Raw genomic sequence first — 17,525 nt, 5'->3', positions numbered from 1 at the left:
GGTGGCGTCTGTTGGCCAATTACCGTTGGCCAACATATGTTCAATTTACCTTACAAAGGTTAGCAATCATGCAAAACAAAGCACTGAAATGGTTGGCGGGTGGTATCGTGGGCTTCGGTCTGGTGGCTGGCAGCGCATATGCCAATGATGACGATATCGCGGAATCAGCAGCTCTCCCGCGCAATACATTGACCGTGCGTATGGACAAGCTCAAACACTCGTTTGACTTTGTTGACGGTCTGCAAGGCTGGGAAACCGGGTTTGCCGATTATCCGAATGGTGAAGAATCGTTCTATCAATTGACAGCGATGCACGCCCGTTTGCCCGCACCACATAACAATAAATTCGGCATTTATTTGTCTGGCAACAACCATAGTGATGATCTGTTCATGTATGCACGTCGTCCACTGGGTGGGTTGCATCCGTTGACTTACTACAACGTGACTATTGATGTGAACCTGTTGGCCAATGTCGCCACGGGTTGCTATGGTATTGGTGGTGCGCCTGGTGAGGCTGTCGCGGTAAAGGTAGGTGCAACCAGCTTTGCGCCAGCTGATGCCGTTTACCTGGATGGCTGGATACGCTTTCTGGCAGACAAGGGTAATCAAATGAACAGTGGTGCCAATGCGGTTGTTGTCGGCAATCTGGCTGGCGCGGGCAAGTGTACTGCCACCAACCCATTCAGCATGCGTGTGCTGAACAATCGTGCCAAGCCGATCAAAGTTCGTACAGATCAATATGGCGCGTTGACCATCTTTGTCGGAACCGATTCCGGCTTTGAAGGTACTAGCAGCTATTACATCAGTAAAGTGCGGGTTACCGCCCGTAAGGCACTGGATCAATAACGATCCGCGTCAGGGTTTCTGTACTAGCGTGCGGTAGACAGCCTTTCATGATGATAGCCGTACCTCCCGCGATTCCGGCCCATCATGATCGTGTCAGACAGCAGGTCAGGTAAGGAATCTGTTGACTGCAGCCCCTGTCATGACGATATGTCAGGGGCTGTTGGCCAGAGCGGGGCTGCCCATTGCACAGCCTTGTCTTCTGTCGCTTGGGTAAAATAGGCGCCTGGTGTCTTGCCGAAATGGCGCTTGAATGCAGCGATAAATGCGCTGACACTGTCGTAACCCAGTGATAGCCCCACATCCGTCACGGGACGCCCCTCTGCTAACCATTCCAATGCCTTGACCAAGCGCGCCATCTGTCGCCATTGGGCGAAGGTCATGCCTGTTTCCTCGACAAATTTGCGGCTGATCGAACGAGCGCTGATGCCAGCCCATCGGGCCCATGCGGGCAAGTCCCGGTTATCTGCGACCTGATCCATCAGTGCATGTGCGATGGCGGCCAGTCGGCGGTCGGCCGGAAACGGCAGCCGGAGCGGCTCATTAGGGGCAACCTGAAGTTCATCCAACAGGACATCGATCAATCGTTGTTGTTGTGGTGTTCTTGGCTGTGTCGGATCCAGTTCGGCAATGCGTGCAATGAGCGGCGGGATCAGATCGCTGCTTTTCATGACTGCGGGTTGTTCAGGCAATTGCCGGCACAGCTGAGGAGAGAAATAGCTGGAGTAGCCAGCCGTGGGGCCATAACTGTGTGCTGAGTGTACGCAGTTGGGCGGTACCCAGCCAATCGCGCCAGGCGGCATGACCCAGCTGCTTTCTCCTGCATTGATGATGACAAGGCCACTGATCAGAAAGAACAACTGCCCTTCCAAATGGTGATGGGCCTGCGAGCGGTATGCCTCTTCCTGCCGAATTGAAAAGGCGAAAAGATCCGGTACGTTGGTCATGTTTGGCATGTTTGCGTTATCAGCCGTCATTATATCGATAGCAAGCCGTATGTGAATTTGGGTATGCTGCAAACCAATCTTATACGGATGTCTCCCATGCAATGTGATGGATCAAATCTTCAGCAGTCGCCATGCAGGTTGGTTCACTCGATGCAAACAGCCGACGGCCTGTCGCATTGCTCGTCAGCAGAAGCTGTATCCGGGCTGGGACTGGCTGCTTGGTCGACGGGCGAGCGTGAGGCTTGTTTGTCGGCAGTCCGCGACTGGGTGGCGTTGAGCCGCCTTGCCTACGATGTTGAGGCTGAACCAGCCGATCGTGCAGTGGCGCTGGGTAGTCTGCGCGAAGTGATGTGCGACTTGGCCGAGGCTGGTTTTTTTGAACTGTTTGCAATGCGCGATGGTGAAATGGCCTTGCAGTTGTCGTTGCCCATGCGGTTGCCCAGCCAACCGGTAAGCTGGTGGCCATCCGCCATGTTACGGACCATACCTGATCATACCGGTTCACGCGAGCGATAAAACAGATCTGATGGGTACGAGTGCATGTGTTGGGCGCAATGCACGGGAACTGTGCCTATCAAGTGCGGTCATACCTGCGCTAGTATCAGTTGTCCCCTAAAATGTTGGCGGCGGATGGGATGTGGCCGTTTCCAAACCCCAGTTGATGAACTGACTGGCCATCTGTGTAAACAGATGATGTCAGCTGGGGTTTGGGAATGGGATGCGTTCTGTTCGCCGTATTTTTTGCATTTGCAACGCTGGCACTGCCTCCATGCTTGAATCCTTGCGTCAATCGCTGCGCGAAACTGGGCACTCGTTCTCTTTGTTCATGTTGTCTGATTTGCTGACCCTGATCTGCCTGATGGCGGGAAAGGTCGGCCTGTCATGGTGGATCGCTAGTCACGGTGGAGCAAAGGATTTGGCCCTGTACGGTGCCTGTATCTCCATCGTCATACTGGTATTGACCCCGTTATTGTCACCATTTGCCGATCGCTTGGACAAGCGTCAAGTGATTGCATGGGCGCTGTTGGTAAAAACCTTGGGTGTCACTCTACTGGCGGTGGCTGCACAACTGCACTTCTATGATATTCGGCTGATCATCGGCCTGGAATTGCTGGGGGCGGCATGTCTGGCAATGATCATTCCGGCGTCGATGTCGGTTGCGGCCGATGTCGTGCCACCTGGCCACCTGCACCAGGCATTTGCCATGCAAAAGTCTGCGCAAGCATTTGGCCGTACCATCGGTCCTGCCTTGGGTGGGATGGCGCTGGCGGTGGCCGGTGAGGCTGCCGCGTTGTGGCTAGCTGTACTGGCCGGGCTGGTGGCAGCAGGTGTCACCTTCTATATTCCGCCCATGTTGCGCAAGGCAGCGGGCCGGCCCTCGCTCAAGCAATGGTGGCATGATTTTCAACAAGGTATCGTGGTCCGCTGGCGCATTCCGCTGGAGCGTTACTGGACCTCCTTGTCCTTCCTGTACATCATCTTTTTTGCGCCGGCGACCGGTATGTTGGTGCCCTTGCTGATCAAGCATCACGGCCTGTCGGGTGGATGGCTGGGTGTGGTGGAAATGGGGCTGTCGATCGGCATGATGCTGGGTCCCTTGGTCGTTGCGCGTCGGTTGAATGCACGCTTTGGGCGTTTCCACGTCAATCTGTTGTCGATCGCCGGCGAGTCGGTCGGCATCATCCTGGCCGGGGTATTGCAGCAACCGGTGTTGCTGTCGATCTGTTTTGCTTTGGTGGGTATTTCCTTATCCTGCTTTGTACTGAATGGCCAGACGCATCGGATGTTGGCTGTGCCGGAGAACTTCCGCGGTCGATTGATGGCAGTGAACATGGCCATTTACGAATCAGGTAGTGCCATTGGTGCGACTTTGGCTGGTATTGCATTGCTGAGGTTACAGGTCGATCAGCTGTATATTGCCTATGGCACCATTATGGGCATCATGATTACCGGCTACATGGTGTTACCCGGATTCAAGCACTTCCTGAGCCTGTCTCATGATGAGGTGAAGGACTATTACCAACGCACCTATCCGAGTGCGTTTGAACTCAAATAGCCCGGCCGTGACGGTAGGCTGTATCCGTTACGTACCGTGGCATCTCAGGAGAAAGCAGCATGATTGAGGAAGTCAGACAACGCTTCCGCCAGCTTAACCCTGGCGTGGAATTCTGTTCGCTGCGGTGGGTGGAGGAGCGCAGTGAAACCTATTCGGTGCGGCAAGACGTAGAGCAACCTGCCAGTATGACGCTGGATGGTGGGGTGATGATCACCGTTATTCATCGTGGTGGGTATGGTTATGCCGCTACTTCTGATGTGTCGGCCACAGGATTGTCCAAAGCGCTGGAGCGAGCCAAGGCCTGGGCGGATGCGAGTCGCCAGCACTCGGTATTTGACTACAGCAGCGTGGCCTTGCCCCGTCCGGTAGGCCGCTATCAAAGCCCGACACCTGTGGTGCCTCGTGCTTCACGTCGTGAACTACTTGATCTGCTAATGGCTGAATCGCAGGCTTGCAAAGTCAACGACAAGATTGTCGATTGGCATGCATTCATTGAATTCAAGCAAAGCCACCAGCTTTACCTGACACATGATGGTGCTGAGGTTGAGCAGCAGTTTGACTTCGTGGTGCCTGGTCTGGTGGTGACGGCTTTTGGCGATGGCGACAGTCAGTCGCGTAGTTTGGGGGGGCAATATAACGGTTATTGCCGCCAGGGCGGGATGGAGATCATCCATCAGTCTGGTTTGTTCGGCTCGGGGCGCCGTGTGGCAGAAGAAGCACTGGAATTGCTCGCGGCACCCAATTGCCCAAGTGGCAATATGGATCTTCTGCTGAAGCCGGAACAGATGATGCTGCAAATTCATGAATCCATCGGCCACCCGCTGGAACTGGACCGGATTCTGGGGGATGAGCGCAACTATGCAGGCACCAGTTTCGTCACGCTCGACATGTTTGGCCATTATCAGTACGGCTCGGCATTGTTGAACGTCAGCTACGATCCGACGTTGCAGAATGAATTTGCGGCCTATGGCTGGGACGACGATGGTACTGCTGTCCAGAAAACCTTATTGATCGAAAATGGCCTGCTGAAGCGTCCGTTGGGTGGCACCATCAGCCAGGCCCGTGCAGGGACTGATGGCGTTGCCAATTCTCGCGCCTGCTCGTGGAATCGCCCGCCGATCGACCGCATGGCCAATCTGAATGTCGAGCTGGGGGACAAGACCCTGGATGAGATGATCGGTGGCATAGAGTACGGTGTAATGATGGATACCAATGTCAGCTGGTCAATCGATGACTCACGCAACAAATTCCAGTTTGGTTGCGAAAAGGGATGGTTGATCAAGAATGGTCAGATTCAGCATGTAGTCAAGAATCCCAACTATCGTGGTATTTCGGCCACATTCTGGCGATCGCTGAAAGCAGTCGGTGACCATAGCACGTTTGATGTGATGGGTACGCCATTCTGTGGCAAGGGAGAACCCAGCCAGGTGATTCGCGTCGGACATGCGTCGCCAGCTTGCCTATTTGGTGGTGTGGATGTGTTTGGGGGGGAAGAATGAAAAGTTATTTTTACGACCTGGCCGATTTCATCCAGTCTCGCCTCCATGGCGGGGAAGACTACACCGCCTGGTTATCGGGTGAACGGTCTGACTTTGTCCGTTTCAATCATGGCAAGGTACGTCAGGCTGGCGAAGTACAACAACTGTATTTGAGCTTGCGACTGATTCGTGGCCAGAAGCATGTGGCCATCTCGCTGGCGCTGACTGGCATGGTCGAAGCTGATCAGAATCGCGTAGGCGGTGCGTTGGCACACTTGCGAGATCTGTTGGTGGACGTGGCTGACGATCCGCATCTGCTCTTGAACACCATCCCACAAGCTGGAGACCGATATGAATCATCCCGACTGCCTGCCAGTGAGGCCATGGTAGAGGATGTGGTCGCTGCGGCCAATGGGTATGACTTTGTCGGTTTTCTGGCCAGTGGTCCAATGTTCTCTGGTTTTGCCAACAGCTGGGGGCAGCGCAATTGGCATGAAACCGCCAGTTTTAGCCTGGACTGGAGCCTATATGCAGGTGGTGATAAGGCGGTCAAAGCAGGATATGCCGCAACTGAATGGCAACGCGAGCAGTTCCATCATAAATTTGATCATGCTGCGGCGCAGTTGCTGCTACTTCAGAAACCAGCCCGCACCATCGCACCAGGACAATATCGTGCCTATCTGACACCAGATGCAATGGGCGAGTTGATGGGCATGATGAATTGGGATGGCTTTTCGGAAAAAAGCTTGCGTACCAAACGTAGCTCATTGATCAAACTGGCTGATGATGAATTATCGTTGAATCCGATGGTTAATCTGCGGGAGCATACTGTAGAAGGACTGGCCCCTGCTTTTCAGGCGGAAGGATTCATCAAGCCAGCTCATGTTGATCTGATCAGGGAAGGGCGTTTTGCTGGTAGCTTGATCTCGCCCAGAACTGCCAAGGAGTATGGTGTTGTCACCAATGGGGCAGATGGCAGTGAGGGCTTCGAGTCTTTGCAAATGGCTGCTGGCGACTTGCCGCAAGACCGTGCCTTGGCAGAATTGGGTACGGGGCTTTATATCAGCAATCTGTGGTATCTCAATTTCTCGGATCGTATCAATTGTCGAGTAACAGGGATGACCCGCTTTGCCACTTTCTGGGTGGAAAATGGTGAAATTGTTGCGCCATTGAATGTCATGCGGTTCGACGATAGCTTGTTCCGGATGCTGGGTAGCAATCTCGCTGCCTTGACTCGTGAACGGGATTTGTTGGTGGAAACGCAGACTTATGATAGCCGCCAAAGCAATAGCATGTTATTGCCTGGTGCGTTATTGTCGGAAATGACGCTGGTGTTGTAAGCGAATCTGGCTGCAAAATGGAAAAGGCCATGCCTCGGAGGCATGGCCTTTCGTTTCGGCAAGTGTGAACCCAGTTGTTCTTTACAATAGCCTTGGGCTTTTCGCTTACTGTTCCTTGCGTGCAAATTGCCGCGGCCTGACGCCCATCGCCAGTAGCATTACAAAATAGCTGGCAGCACCCAGTGCAACTACCGCAGTCAACTGCCAAGCGCGGGTCAGTGCTGCAGCCTGTGTCCAGCCTCCAAGTTGCTGGGCAGTCCAGTAGCACAGCCCGGCCATGACTAGTGATGCGGCGCAAACCTTTGCCAGAAATTTGCGCCAGCCCGGTCGTGGCATGTAAAAACCTTGTTGGCGCGAGCGCAGGTAGAGCATGCCAGCGTTGAAGCAAGAGGCAATCCCGATCGATAGGGCCAACCCGGCGTGTTGCAATGGGATGATGAACATGAAGATCACATTCATCACTTGTGTTAGACCCAAGGTCACCATGCCGATGCGTACAGGAGTCTTGGTGTCACCTCGAGCATAAAAGCCGGGGGCCAGAATCTTGATGCTGATAAGACCCAATAAGCCGACTGAATAGGCGATCAATGCACGCTGAGTCATCTGCATGTCATAGGCAGAAAATTTGCCATGTACAAACAAGGTGCCAATCAGCGGTTCGGAAAGCACGGCCAGTGCGCACATGGCGGGTACCGACAATAGCAGACATAGTCGCAATCCCCAGTCCAGCAACCTGCTATATTCCTCGGTATTGTTTGAGGCATGATGTTTTGACAAGCTAGGTAGCAGAATTGTCCCCAGGGCCACCCCCAGCACACCTGTTGGGAATTCCATCAAACGGTCTGCATAGTTCATCCAGGAGATGCTGCCATCTGGTAGTAGTGATGCCAGCATGGTATTGATGATCAGACTGACTTGCGCAACCGATACCCCCAGAACGGCCGGCCCCATTTTCTTCAGGATGCGCATCACAGCTTCGTCTTTTAACCCAAGTCGAGGACGAGGCAGCATCCCAATTTGTCGCAAATAAGGTAATTGGAAAAACAGCTGGGCAACGCCGCCAACCAATACACCCCAGGCTAATGCCATAGCGGGGGGATCGAAGTATGGAGCCAGCCATACAGAAAACAGGATCAACGAAATGTTGAGCAAGGTTGGCGTAAATGCAGGGATCGAGAACTTGTTATAAGTATTGAGTATGCTACCAGCCAACGATGACAGGGAAATCAACAGAATATAAGGAAAGGTGACCCGCAGCATGTCACAAGCCAACGCAAACTTGTCGGCATTTTTGGAGAAGCCAGGTGCGGTCATGTAGATTACAGCAGGTGCAGCCAGCATACCGATGGCGGTGACAATAAAGAGTGCGAATGCCAAGGTGCCAGTAACCCGGGCAACCAAAAGTCGGGTTTCAGATTCGTCACGTTGGGATTTATATTCGGCCAAGACAGGGACAAATGCTTGAGAGAACGCACCTTCTGCAAAGATTCGCCGCAACAGGTTGGGGAGCTTGAACGCCGTAAAAAAAGCGTCCGTCGCGGCACTGGCGCCGAACGTATGGGAAATGATCGCCTCGCGCAGGAAACCCAGGATGCGCGAAACCAAGGTCATGCCGCTGACGGTAGTCAGCGCTTTCAATAGATTCATAAGTTTAAGCTGTGAACTCTCAGGCGCGGCGTATCATACGCGATTCTTGCATTGCCGGGTAAGAACACGTATGATTGCGCGTTTTTACAAATGCCTAATTCACTAGGAGTTGACTAAGCATGGCAAACAGCGCACAAGCCCGTAAACGTGCTCGCCAGGCTGACCTTGCCCGCGCGCGCAATGCCAGCCAGCGTTCTGCTTTCCGTACCGCGATCAAGAAAGTTCTCAAAGCAATCGAAGCTGGCGATAAAAACGCTGCTCAGCAAGTGTTTCAGGAATCGGTTGGTGTGATCGACCGTATTGCTGACAAGAAGATTTTCCACAAGAACAAGGCAGCGCGTCATAAGAGCCGCCTGTCTGCAGCGATCAAGGCTATGGCCTAATCGCTTCAAGCGGAATTCATGAAAAACCCGGCCTTTATAGGTCGGGTTTTTTATTGCCCGGTCAAATTTGAAACCTTGTATACTGCGCACCGCTTCAGGTGTCTGCCGTGTCATCGGCAGGTGAAACTGGGAATTGGGTGCGCTGCGGTTTTATCGTTGCTATGCCCAAGCTGCCCCCGCAACTGTAAGCAAGTGCGCCACGTCAATCATGCCACCAGCTCCCTGGGAAGGCGATGTGGAAGTCTTGCAAGCCAGGAGACCGGCCTGAACGTACGGTGGGAGGTCGCGGGGTGTCGACTGGTCTGGATTGTCTTTGGCGTGACCCGTTCTCGCGCTGCCTCCCGGTTGTTGATTTGTGCTTGCGAGGGGCAAGCATGTGGCAAGCTACCTGAGTGTAGCTTGCAGGGAGCCTGTTATGAAACATCACCAACTTGCCGGTCTGTTTACCGTCACCTTCTCTGTTACTTCATTCGCGGTAACGTCATCCACTGAACCAATTGTCGTTACCGCTGCTAGGTTGCCACAGCCCGTTGCCAAAGCGCTGGCTGATATCTCATTGATTTCACGTGATCAAATAGAACGCAGTGGCGCATCGTCAGTGCCAGAGCTGCTACGGCAGTTGCCCGGCGTGGAAGTTAGTCAAAATGGCGGTTTGGGGGCAATCAGTGGCGTATTTTTGCGCGGTGCCAATTCTAATCAGACGGTTGTGCTGATCGATGGCGTGCGGGTTGGATCTGCCACTAGCGGTGGTGCAGCGCTGGAACGGCTGAATCTGGATCAGATCGAGCGTATTGAGGTATTGCGCGGACCGTCCAGTAGTTTGTATGGGGCGGATGCGATCGGTGGGGTTATCCAGCTATTTACCCGTAAGGGGACAACTGCCAGTGCAAGGATTTTGCTGGGAAATGAAGGGCTTAGTGAGTTGTCTGCAGGATTGGCGGGCGGCAGTGCTGCGACACGTGCCAACTTGAATGTCAGTCATGTCTACACAAAGGGCATCAGCGCAACTAACGATCGGATTGAATCTGGTGCATTCAACCCGGATCGTGATGGATATCGCAACCTTGGGCTGGCGGCTGGTGTAACGCATGAATGGCGTGAAGGTCATGATATTGCGGCAACGCTCAATGCAAGTCGTGGTGAGGTTCATTACGATGGCAGTTACCCCGATCCCGCAGATAGCGACTATCGAGCAAGGCAACAACTGGCGTCGGCTCAATTGACATCAACCAATCAATTGGCAGCTGGATGGCGGAGCCGTGTTCAAGTTGGTCAAAGTAAGGATCGCTATGAGAATCTCTATATTGCCCAGAATGATCTGTTCGAGACTATGCAGCGCCAATTAACTTGGCAGCAAGATATCGATATCACTGGCGGGGTGTTCAGTGTGGTGGCTGATCACTTGTGCCAGGAGGTGACAAGTAATACGCGCTATGATGTCAGCACCCGCACCGTCAAAGGTTTGGCGGCGATGTTGCAGCAACGGATGGGGAAACTAAGCTGGCAGGCAAGCGTGCGTCGAGATCGTAACTCGCAGTTTGGTGGCCATAGTACTGGTGGCGCAGCGCTCGGTTATGAGTTTGGGGAAGGGTGGCAAGCAAGGGCCGCTTGGGCAAAGGCTTTCAAGGCGCCAACTTTTAACGATTTGTACTACCCGGGTTTCAATAACCCGAATTTGAAGCCAGAAAATTCACGTAATGCAGAGCTGGCCCTGTCCTATCGTAAGGGTGTCAATCGTTTTGGTTTGACAACTTACCGTAATCGGGTGGTTGACATGATTGCGATCGATCCGTTCACTTTTGATATTGGAAACATTCAACGCGCCAATCTGCGTGGCTCAACTATGGAGCTGGGGACGCGTATCGCAGGTTTTGAACTTGCTGGTAATGTTGACTGGCAGCAGCCCAAGAATATAGAAACGGGCAAGCTGTTGCCACGGCGTGCCAAGCGTCATGGCAGCATTCGCATTGCCAGTGATATGGAGGGCGCGCGTTGGCAGGTGGAGTGGCTGGCTAGTGGTGAGCGGTACGATGATGTTGCGAACACTCAACGCCTTGCAGGCTACGGATTGCTTAATCTTGGTGTGGATGTGCCGTTGGCCCGAGGGGTGGTGTTGGGTGCCCGTGTGAATAATGTTGCAGATAAGCGTTATGAACTTGCTCGGGGCTACAATCAATCTGGTCGTGGTGGTTTTGTCAGCTTGAGTTATCAGTTGAAATGATCAGATTGGGTTGGGTGATCTGGTGGCTGGGAATGGCTGGTGCTGTCGCCGCCCCTGTTCAAGTGACTGATGATGCCGGATTGGTGGTGCGCCTGCGGGCGCCTGCCAAGCGCATTGTGAGCTTGGCGCCCCATGTAACGGAATTGATATTTGCGGCGGGGGCTGGTGATCGGTTGGTGGCGGTGAGTGCTTATAGCGATTTCCCGCCCGAGGCTGCCAAGTTGCCGCAGGTGGCAGATTACAACAGTTTGGCCATAGAGCGAATTGTTGCGCTGAAGCCTGATTTGGTCGTTGCTTGGCAAAGCGGGAGTGCACCTAGGCAGGTTGCGAAGCTGGTTGAATTAGGGATCCCGATATTTTGGTCTCAGCCCAGTCGACTGGCTGGTGTGGCGGATAGTATTGAAGCGATGGGGATCTTGGCGGACACGCAAGTTGCCGCGAAGGCGGCGGCTTTGACGTATCGTCAAAAGTTGACGGAGTTATCTGGTTTGTATCGGCAACGTGAGTCAATCGCAGTGTTCTATCCCATTTGGGATAAGCCGCTAACTACCATTAATCAGATGCACCTGATTAGCGATGTGATTCACCTGTGTGGTGGGCGAAATGTGTTTGGACGGTTGGTGTCGTTGACCCCGCTTGTTTCATCGGAAAGTGTACTGGCTGCTGATCCTGAAGTGATATTGGAAGCAGGTCGGTCGCATGGTGAGCCGTCGGTATGGGGGCGTTGGCCCACAATGCGTGCAGTGCGTTATCGTAACCTGTTTTCCATTTCATCCAGTTTGATATCCAGGCCATCACCCCGTGTGTTGGACGGGGCTGTGCAAGTTTGTCATTTACTGGATCAGGCTCGTCAGCATCGACGGATAGTACGTAAACAACGTTAACACCTACTGGTGGCGAGTACTTCGGGTTGACTATTCATTTACCTCGTCCTGCGCAGGGAGCACTGTCATGATGTGGTGTTAGTTGTTTGTATTTCCAATTGATACTAGAACTGAGTGAATACCCATAGCCTTCAGTTTGCGCATGGTTTCGTCAGCTTCTGCCTTGTTCTTGAATGGCCCGACTTGTACACGACTTTCGATATGGGCATTTACACCATTTTCATTCAATCTTTCTGCTAATGACTTCGCATTTTCATAATTGGCAAAAATTCCCACTTGAACGGAAAAGGCTTGAGGGGCCACAGTTTTTGATCTAATCGGGTGGGGTTGCACGGTTGGTACGGTAGGGCTGGCTGGAGCCGCTGTTACTGGGGCGCTGGGTTGATTCGATTGGGCGCTTGGTTTGGATTTAGGGGGGATTGGAGAAGCGGTTGCCGGTTGGGCAATCGTCGGTTCGACCGGATGCGTTACCAGCTTGGGTGGTAGGCGGTGGGAGGTTGAAGTGGCTGATGGCGACTCAATCTGTGGTAGAGGTGGTCGATGGCCCGGTTTTTCACTTTCACTGGCTGATTCACTGGCTGATTTGTTGGTATTTTCGCTGTTTGCAATATTGGGTGCCAATGTGGGTGATATCCCCGGCTTGGTGGCTGAGATGGCCGGACTGATTGCCTCTGTCTGTGTGGTTGGGCTTACGGTTTCTGTTTCGTCGGGTTGTCTGTTGGTTGTCGACTCTGCAGCGATGGGTTGTGCAACGTCGGCGGTTGGGGTAACGATTTTCGGGGGAGCTGGCTGAGCGGGGGGCATTGGCTGGGGAGATGTAGGTTCAATAACCTTTTCTGGTGGAGTTTTCGTAAATAATTGGCCCAGATCGACTCTGTCGATCAGAGAGAGTGTCAGTGCAGTGCCACCAATTAGCGCTACTGCAATGCCAATGCGGCGTATCAAGCGTTGCTTGATTTCACGTTGTTCATCAACTGCATCTTGATCAAGGTCGGGTCGTTTTTGTTCTGCCACCTCAAGCTCCCTGGTTCATCGCATTGTCCATGCTGGTACGGCGTTGATTACGCTACTTGCGATGCATGACGCCCCGCGCTATCCGTTTGTGCATAAGTTTTGGGCGGATGGTTAAGCCGTGCTAAAATGGCGGGTCGCGTTTATTTTATAAGCAGTTCGCTTGTAAACGTAAAATAAACTTGCAGTTTGTTTCCTTGAATATTGATTTTATTGGAGAGTTTAATGGCTGTTGAACGCACGCTGTCGATTGTTAAGCCGGATGCCGTTGCCAAAAATGTAATTGGCCAGATCTATTCCCGCTTTGAAACTGCAGGCTTGAAAGTCGTCGCAGCCAAGATGACGCACTTGTCTCGTGCTGAGGCTGAAGGCTTCTACGCTGTTCACAAAGAGCGCCCTTTCTTCAAGGATCTGGTTGAGTTCATGATTTCCGGCCCAGTGATGATCCAGGCGCTGGAGGGTGAGGGTGCCATTGCTAAGAACCGCGAACTGATGGGTGCAACCGATCCGAAGAAGGCTGACAAGGGCACTATTCGTGCAGATTTCGCTGACTCGATCGACGCAAATGCCGTACACGGTTCTGATAGCGCTGAAAATGCTGCAATCGAAATCGCCTACTTCTTTGCATCATCCGAAGTTTATAGTCGTTAACTCGGATTCAGTAGGCAGTATCGCTGTATGAAAACCAACCTGCTCGACTTTGATCTCGATGGTCTGACCGCGTACTTTGCTGAAATCGGTGAAAAGCCATTTCGTGCCAAGCAAGTGATGCGCTGGATGCATCACTTTGGTGCGGCTGATTTCAACGAGATGACTGATATCGCCAAGGTGTTGCGTGAAAAGTTGAATGCGCAAGCCGAGGTACGTGTGCCTCGTGAAATGATTGGTCAGTCCTCTGAGGATGGTACGCGAAAGTGGCTGCTGGACGTCGGTATCGGGAACGGTATCGAGACTGTCTTCATTCCTGAAGATGATCGCGGTACATTGTGTGTGTCGAGTCAGGTTGGCTGTGCCCTGGAATGTACGTTCTGTTCGACTGGACGTCAGGGGTTCAATCGGAACCTGTCAGTGTCCGAAATCATCGGCCAATTGTGGTGGGCCAATAAGTCGCTTGGGCGTGACCCGAAAGGCGACCGCATCATATCCAATGTGGTCATGATGGGAATGGGTGAGCCGCTCGCCAATTTCGATAATGTCGTTACCGCGATGCGTATCATGTTGGATGACCATGGCTATGGCCTATCTCGCCGTCGTGTGACCTTGTCGACCTCCGGGTTGGTGCCGGCGATGGATCGCCTGCGTGAGGCCTGTCCGGTTGCACTGGCGGTTAGTCTGCATGCGCCTAATGACAAGCTGCGTGACGAGATCGTCCCAATCAACAAGAAATATCCGCTTAAAGAGCTGATGGCTGCTTGTCTGCGCTATCTTGAAAAGGCACCCCGTGACTTTGTCACTTTCGAATATGTCATGCTCGATGGTGTCAATGACACATTGGCACATGCGCAGGAGTTGGTCTCATTAACGCGTGATGTGCCATGTAAATTCAATTTGATTCCGTTCAACCCGTTTCCGAACTCTGGCTACGATCGATCGTCAAACGACCAGATTCGCCGCTTCCGTGATACGCTGATAGAGGCTGGCTATATCGTGACAACCCGCAAGACACGTGGTGATGATATTGATGCAGCCTGTGGTCAGTTGGCTGGTCAGGTTCAAGATAAAACGAAACGACAATTCAGAAGGTTGACGGAGATCAGGTCATGAATAAAACGATGTGTGGGGTACTGTCGGCTGCAGTGCTCGCCGTCGGTGTGGTAAGTTCCTCTGCGTATGCCGAGAGCAATGCGGCAATGAGTGCCAAACTGCATACTGAGCTTGCAGCTCAGTATTTCAGCTTGCGTGAGTTTTCAGTCGCCATTGATGAAGCCCGTGCAGCGCTGCGCGCAGCACCTGATTATGGGCCAGCTTTCAATATGTTGGGCCTGATCTTTGCGGAGCTTAAGGAGTATCAGGCAGCTGATGAATACTTCCGTAAAGCAGTGCAGTATGCTCCTGCCGACTCCAACGTCAATCACAATTACGGCCTATTCCTTTGCCGCTACCGGAAAGGTGAGGACTCGAACCGATATTTCCAAGCCGCCTTGCGAAACCCTTTGTATCAGACACCAGAAAAAACCTGGGTTGCATCGGCGGATTGCAAGTTGCAACGGGGCGATGCAGAAGGTGCTCGAAACGAATATGCCCAGGCACTTGCTATCAATGCTGATTTCCCGGTCGCATTGGCTGGGTTGGCATCCGCATATTTCCGATTGGAGAACTACAAGGAAGCACGAGCTTACTTTGGTCGTTTCTTCCAGAATTCGGATGGAACTGCGGAAGTGCTTTGGTTGGCAGTGCAAACTGAACGCAAGCTGAATGACACGCAGGCAGAAGCTCGATATCTGACCAAGTTGAAAAAATTGTACCCAAATTCTAAAGAAGCCGAGCTTGCAGCGAACGGACGATAGTGCATGAGCAACGAAACAACACTGATTGATCAGCCGGTTGTCAGACAAGGTCCCGGAAGTGAGCTGAAAGCGGAGCGTTTGCGTCAGTCACTCAGCATTGATGAAGTAGTGGCTAAACTCAAGCTGTCACGCCGACAAGTTGAAGCATTGGAAGCAGATCGCTTTGATGATTTGCCTGGTAATACGTTTGTCAAGGGATTTATCCGGAACTATGCAAAATTGTTGGGGCTGGATGCTGGGCTGCTGATTGACCGTGTCTCCCAGCTTCTGCCTGCTGATGCAGAGATGGCGCCTGTCAAGTTGGAAGGACGTATGCCGCGCATTACAGTTGAGCCTGGCTATTCAATGTCAGCTGATCGGGGTGGCTTTTCTGTGGTTTTAATGGGGACGGTGGCTGCTGTTGTGGCCGGTTTTGTGTTTTACTTCATATTTTTGCGTCCGACATCCGAACCAGAGCTTCATATGGCCGCCCCGGCAACATCGCAAGAAGTGGTTGAGCCGGTTGATGTTACGACCAGTGCGCCTTCGCTCGTGATGAAAACTGCGCCATCAGCGCCGGTTATGCCGCCTGCCAGTGCTCCACAATCTGTTTCTGTTGCTCCTCCCATGCCATCTTCTGCGGCGGTTCAAAATCAATTGCCCGGTCCCGTTAGTGGTGGCACTGCTATCAAGCTGAATTTTGATGGTGAATCTTGGGTTGACGTGCGTGATGCTGATGGTAGGAGGTTAATATCAAAGCTGTTCAGGCCTGGTCAGGAAGAAATACTACAAGGTAAGCCGCCATTCAAACTGATTGTTGGGAATGCAACACAGGTTAAGCTTACATATAACGGTAAACCAATTGATTTGGCGCCATATGTCAAAGTAAATGTGGCGCGCTTTGAGTTGAATTGATTGGGGTAACCCAGTGGAACGTGTATAGAGGTTGTGGATGTTTCGGACAGGAATTCCTCGGCGTAAAGCCAAGCAGGCTATTGTGGGTGGAGTGATCGTCGGCGGTGATGCGCCGGTGGTCATTCAAGCCATGACCAATACCGATACCGCAGATATCCAGGCAACCATTGCGCAGGTTGATGAGCTTTGGCGTGCAGGGGCTGAAATGGTCCGTATCACCGTCAATAGTATGGAAGCAGCTGCGGCTGTGGCAGCCATTCGAGAAGGATTGGATCGGCTGTTTTGTCCTGTTCCCTTGATCGGAGATTTTCATTTTAATGGTCATAAGCTATTGGCAGCGCATCCTGAGTGTGCACAGGCTTTAGCTAAGTACCGTATCAATCCCGGTAATGTAGGAAAAGGCGCCAGACGCGATGAGCAGTTTGCGCAAATGATTGAGTTTGCCTTGAGCTATGGCAAGCCAATCCGCATTGGTGTGAACTGGGGTAGCTTGGATCAGGCTGTCATGGCAAGGCTGATGGATGAAAATGCGGGTCGAGTGCAGCCTTGGGATGCGGATGCTGTCATGCGGGAAGCATTGATCACTTCCGCACTGGAAAGTGCCGCTCAGGCTGTTGCGCTCGGAATGAAGCCCGAAGATATCGTACTATCTTGCAAGGTGAGTGCATTACAGGATCTGATCATGGTCTACCGCGATTTGGCCAAACGTTGTGAATATGCACTTCACCTCGGCCTAACCGAAGCAGGGATGGGCGTAAAGGGGATTGTTGCTTCCAGTGCGGCGCTGGCCGTCCTGTTGCAGGAGGGGATCGGTGATACTATCCGTATTTCGCTGACACCTCAGCCTGGCGAGTCGCGCACGCAGGAAGTATTAGTTGCGCAAGAGCTGCTGCAGTCGATGGGGTTGCGTTCCTTCACCCCTCAGGTAACGGCCTGCCCAGGCTGTGGCCGCACTACCAGTACGGTATTTCAGGAGCTGGCTCGGGATATTCAGCGTTGGCTGCGTTTGCAAATGCCCGTCTGGCGGGATCGGTATGCTGGTGTGGCCGATATGAAAGTGGCTGTTATGGGATGTGTGGTGAATGGCCCGGGTGAGTCGAAACTGGCGGATATTGGTATCTCATTGCCAGGGACTGGTGAAGTGCCAGTCGCACCTGTGTATGTGGATGGTGAGCGCTATGTCACTCTTAAAGGTGAATCGATCGCTGTCGAATTTCAAGCCATCGTTGATGAATATGTCGCTGCCAGATATGGTCGTGGCGAAAAACTAAAACCCAAGGAGCCGCGTACGATTGCGGTCAAACCTGTCGCGTAA

The 17,525-nt window shown here is 52.7% G+C and carries 16 protein-coding genes and 1 riboswitch; of the genes, 13 read left to right on the top strand and 3 right to left on the bottom strand.

Annotated elements, in window-relative coordinates:
- Positions 1 to 68 precede the first annotated feature (68 nt).
- Complete coding sequence (locus FFS57_RS09590; RefSeq protein WP_137937569.1) at positions 69 to 845, top strand: hypothetical protein; 777 nt, start codon at positions 69 to 71, stop codon at positions 843 to 845.
- A gap of 137 nt (positions 846 to 982) precedes the next feature.
- Here FFS57_RS09590 and FFS57_RS09585 read toward each other — a convergent pair whose 3' ends face one another.
- Positions 983 to 1,798 (bottom strand): helix-turn-helix domain-containing protein, encoded by an 816-nt coding sequence (locus FFS57_RS09585; protein WP_171013795.1) that lies wholly within the window; start codon positions 1,796 to 1,798, stop codon positions 983 to 985.
- A gap of 141 nt (positions 1,799 to 1,939) precedes the next feature.
- On the opposite strand from FFS57_RS09585, the gene FFS57_RS09580 reads away from it, so the two are divergent.
- From FFS57_RS09580 to FFS57_RS09565, 4 genes are all read left to right on the top strand, one after another.
- Entirely contained in the window at positions 1,940 to 2,305 is a 366-nt protein-coding gene (locus FFS57_RS09580; protein WP_137937567.1) for a hypothetical protein, read from the top strand.
- A 253-nt stretch (positions 2,306 to 2,558) separates the two neighbouring features.
- A complete protein-coding gene (locus tag FFS57_RS09575; protein ID WP_171013793.1) occupies positions 2,559 to 3,845 on the top strand; it encodes an MFS transporter in 1,287 nt (428 codons plus the stop codon).
- A gap of 59 nt (positions 3,846 to 3,904) precedes the next feature.
- On the top strand, positions 3,905 to 5,344 hold the full coding sequence (locus FFS57_RS09570) for a TldD/PmbA family protein (RefSeq protein WP_137937565.1): 1,440 nt from the start codon (positions 3,905 to 3,907) through the stop codon (positions 5,342 to 5,344).
- Complete coding sequence (locus FFS57_RS09565; protein ID WP_137937564.1) at positions 5,341 to 6,663, top strand: TldD/PmbA family protein; 1,323 nt, start codon at positions 5,341 to 5,343, stop codon at positions 6,661 to 6,663. Before FFS57_RS09570 ends, FFS57_RS09565 begins: the two co-directional genes overlap by 4 nt.
- Positions 6,664 to 6,768: 105 nt before the next feature.
- Here the strand turns inward: FFS57_RS09565 and murJ are convergent, their stop codons facing one another.
- Positions 6,769 to 8,310 (bottom strand): murein biosynthesis integral membrane protein MurJ, encoded by a 1,542-nt coding sequence (murJ, locus tag FFS57_RS09560; protein WP_137937563.1) that lies wholly within the window; start codon positions 8,308 to 8,310, stop codon positions 6,769 to 6,771.
- A gap of 119 nt (positions 8,311 to 8,429) precedes the next feature.
- Between murJ and rpsT the strand changes: the two genes are divergently transcribed.
- From rpsT to FFS57_RS09545, 3 genes are all read left to right on the top strand, one after another.
- The gene (gene rpsT / locus FFS57_RS09555; RefSeq protein ID WP_137937562.1) at positions 8,430 to 8,693 is read left to right on the top strand and encodes a 30S ribosomal protein S20; all 264 of its coding nucleotides are present in this window, start codon (positions 8,430 to 8,432) and stop codon (positions 8,691 to 8,693) included.
- Positions 8,694 to 8,772: 79 nt separating this feature from the next.
- Positions 8,773 to 8,975: riboswitch (cobalamin riboswitch) on the top strand.
- A 133-nt stretch (positions 8,976 to 9,108) separates the two neighbouring features.
- Positions 9,109 to 10,914, top strand: a complete 1,806-nt coding sequence (locus FFS57_RS09550) for a TonB-dependent receptor domain-containing protein (protein WP_137937561.1) — start codon at positions 9,109 to 9,111, stop codon at positions 10,912 to 10,914.
- Positions 10,911 to 11,798 carry a cobalamin-binding protein gene (locus tag FFS57_RS09545; RefSeq protein WP_137937560.1) on the top strand — a complete coding sequence of 296 codons (888 nt, stop codon included), beginning with the start codon at positions 10,911 to 10,913 and terminating at the stop codon, positions 11,796 to 11,798. Before FFS57_RS09550 ends, FFS57_RS09545 begins: the two co-directional genes overlap by 4 nt.
- A 78-nt stretch (positions 11,799 to 11,876) precedes the next feature.
- Here FFS57_RS09545 and FFS57_RS25170 read toward each other — a convergent pair whose 3' ends face one another.
- A complete protein-coding gene (locus FFS57_RS25170; protein WP_171013791.1) occupies positions 11,877 to 12,419 on the bottom strand; it encodes an SPOR domain-containing protein in 543 nt (180 codons plus the stop codon).
- A gap of 615 nt (positions 12,420 to 13,034) precedes the next feature.
- On the opposite strand from FFS57_RS25170, the gene ndk reads away from it, so the two are divergent.
- The 5 genes from ndk (at position 13,035) to ispG (ending at position 17,525) form a co-directional block, all read left to right on the top strand.
- Positions 13,035 to 13,460, top strand: a complete 426-nt coding sequence (gene ndk, locus FFS57_RS09535) for a nucleoside-diphosphate kinase (RefSeq protein WP_137937558.1) — start codon at positions 13,035 to 13,037, stop codon at positions 13,458 to 13,460.
- 27 nt (positions 13,461 to 13,487) lie between these two features.
- A complete protein-coding gene (gene rlmN / locus FFS57_RS09530; protein WP_137937557.1) occupies positions 13,488 to 14,573 on the top strand; it encodes a dual-specificity RNA methyltransferase RlmN in 1,086 nt (361 codons plus the stop codon).
- Positions 14,570 to 15,316 carry a type IV pilus biogenesis/stability protein PilW gene (gene pilW, locus FFS57_RS09525; RefSeq protein WP_137937556.1) on the top strand — a complete coding sequence of 249 codons (747 nt, stop codon included), beginning with the start codon at positions 14,570 to 14,572 and terminating at the stop codon, positions 15,314 to 15,316. Before rlmN ends, pilW begins: the two co-directional genes overlap by 4 nt.
- 108 nt (positions 15,317 to 15,424) lie before the next feature.
- Positions 15,425 to 16,210: a RodZ domain-containing protein gene (locus FFS57_RS09520; RefSeq protein WP_249383955.1), complete on the top strand. Its 786-nt coding sequence runs from the start codon at positions 15,425 to 15,427 to the stop codon at positions 16,208 to 16,210.
- Positions 16,211 to 16,247: 37 nt separating this feature from the next.
- The gene (gene ispG, locus FFS57_RS09515; protein ID WP_137937554.1) at positions 16,248 to 17,525 is read left to right on the top strand and encodes a flavodoxin-dependent (E)-4-hydroxy-3-methylbut-2-enyl-diphosphate synthase; all 1,278 of its coding nucleotides are present in this window, start codon (positions 16,248 to 16,250) and stop codon (positions 17,523 to 17,525) included.

Origin of the sequence: Chitinivorax sp. B, from assembly GCF_005503445.1 — a bacterium.
Lineage (GTDB): Bacteria > Pseudomonadota > Gammaproteobacteria > Burkholderiales > SCOH01 > Chitinivorax.
The sequence above is the reverse complement of the archived record's forward strand: the minus strand, read 5'-3'. Positions and strand labels throughout refer to the sequence as shown.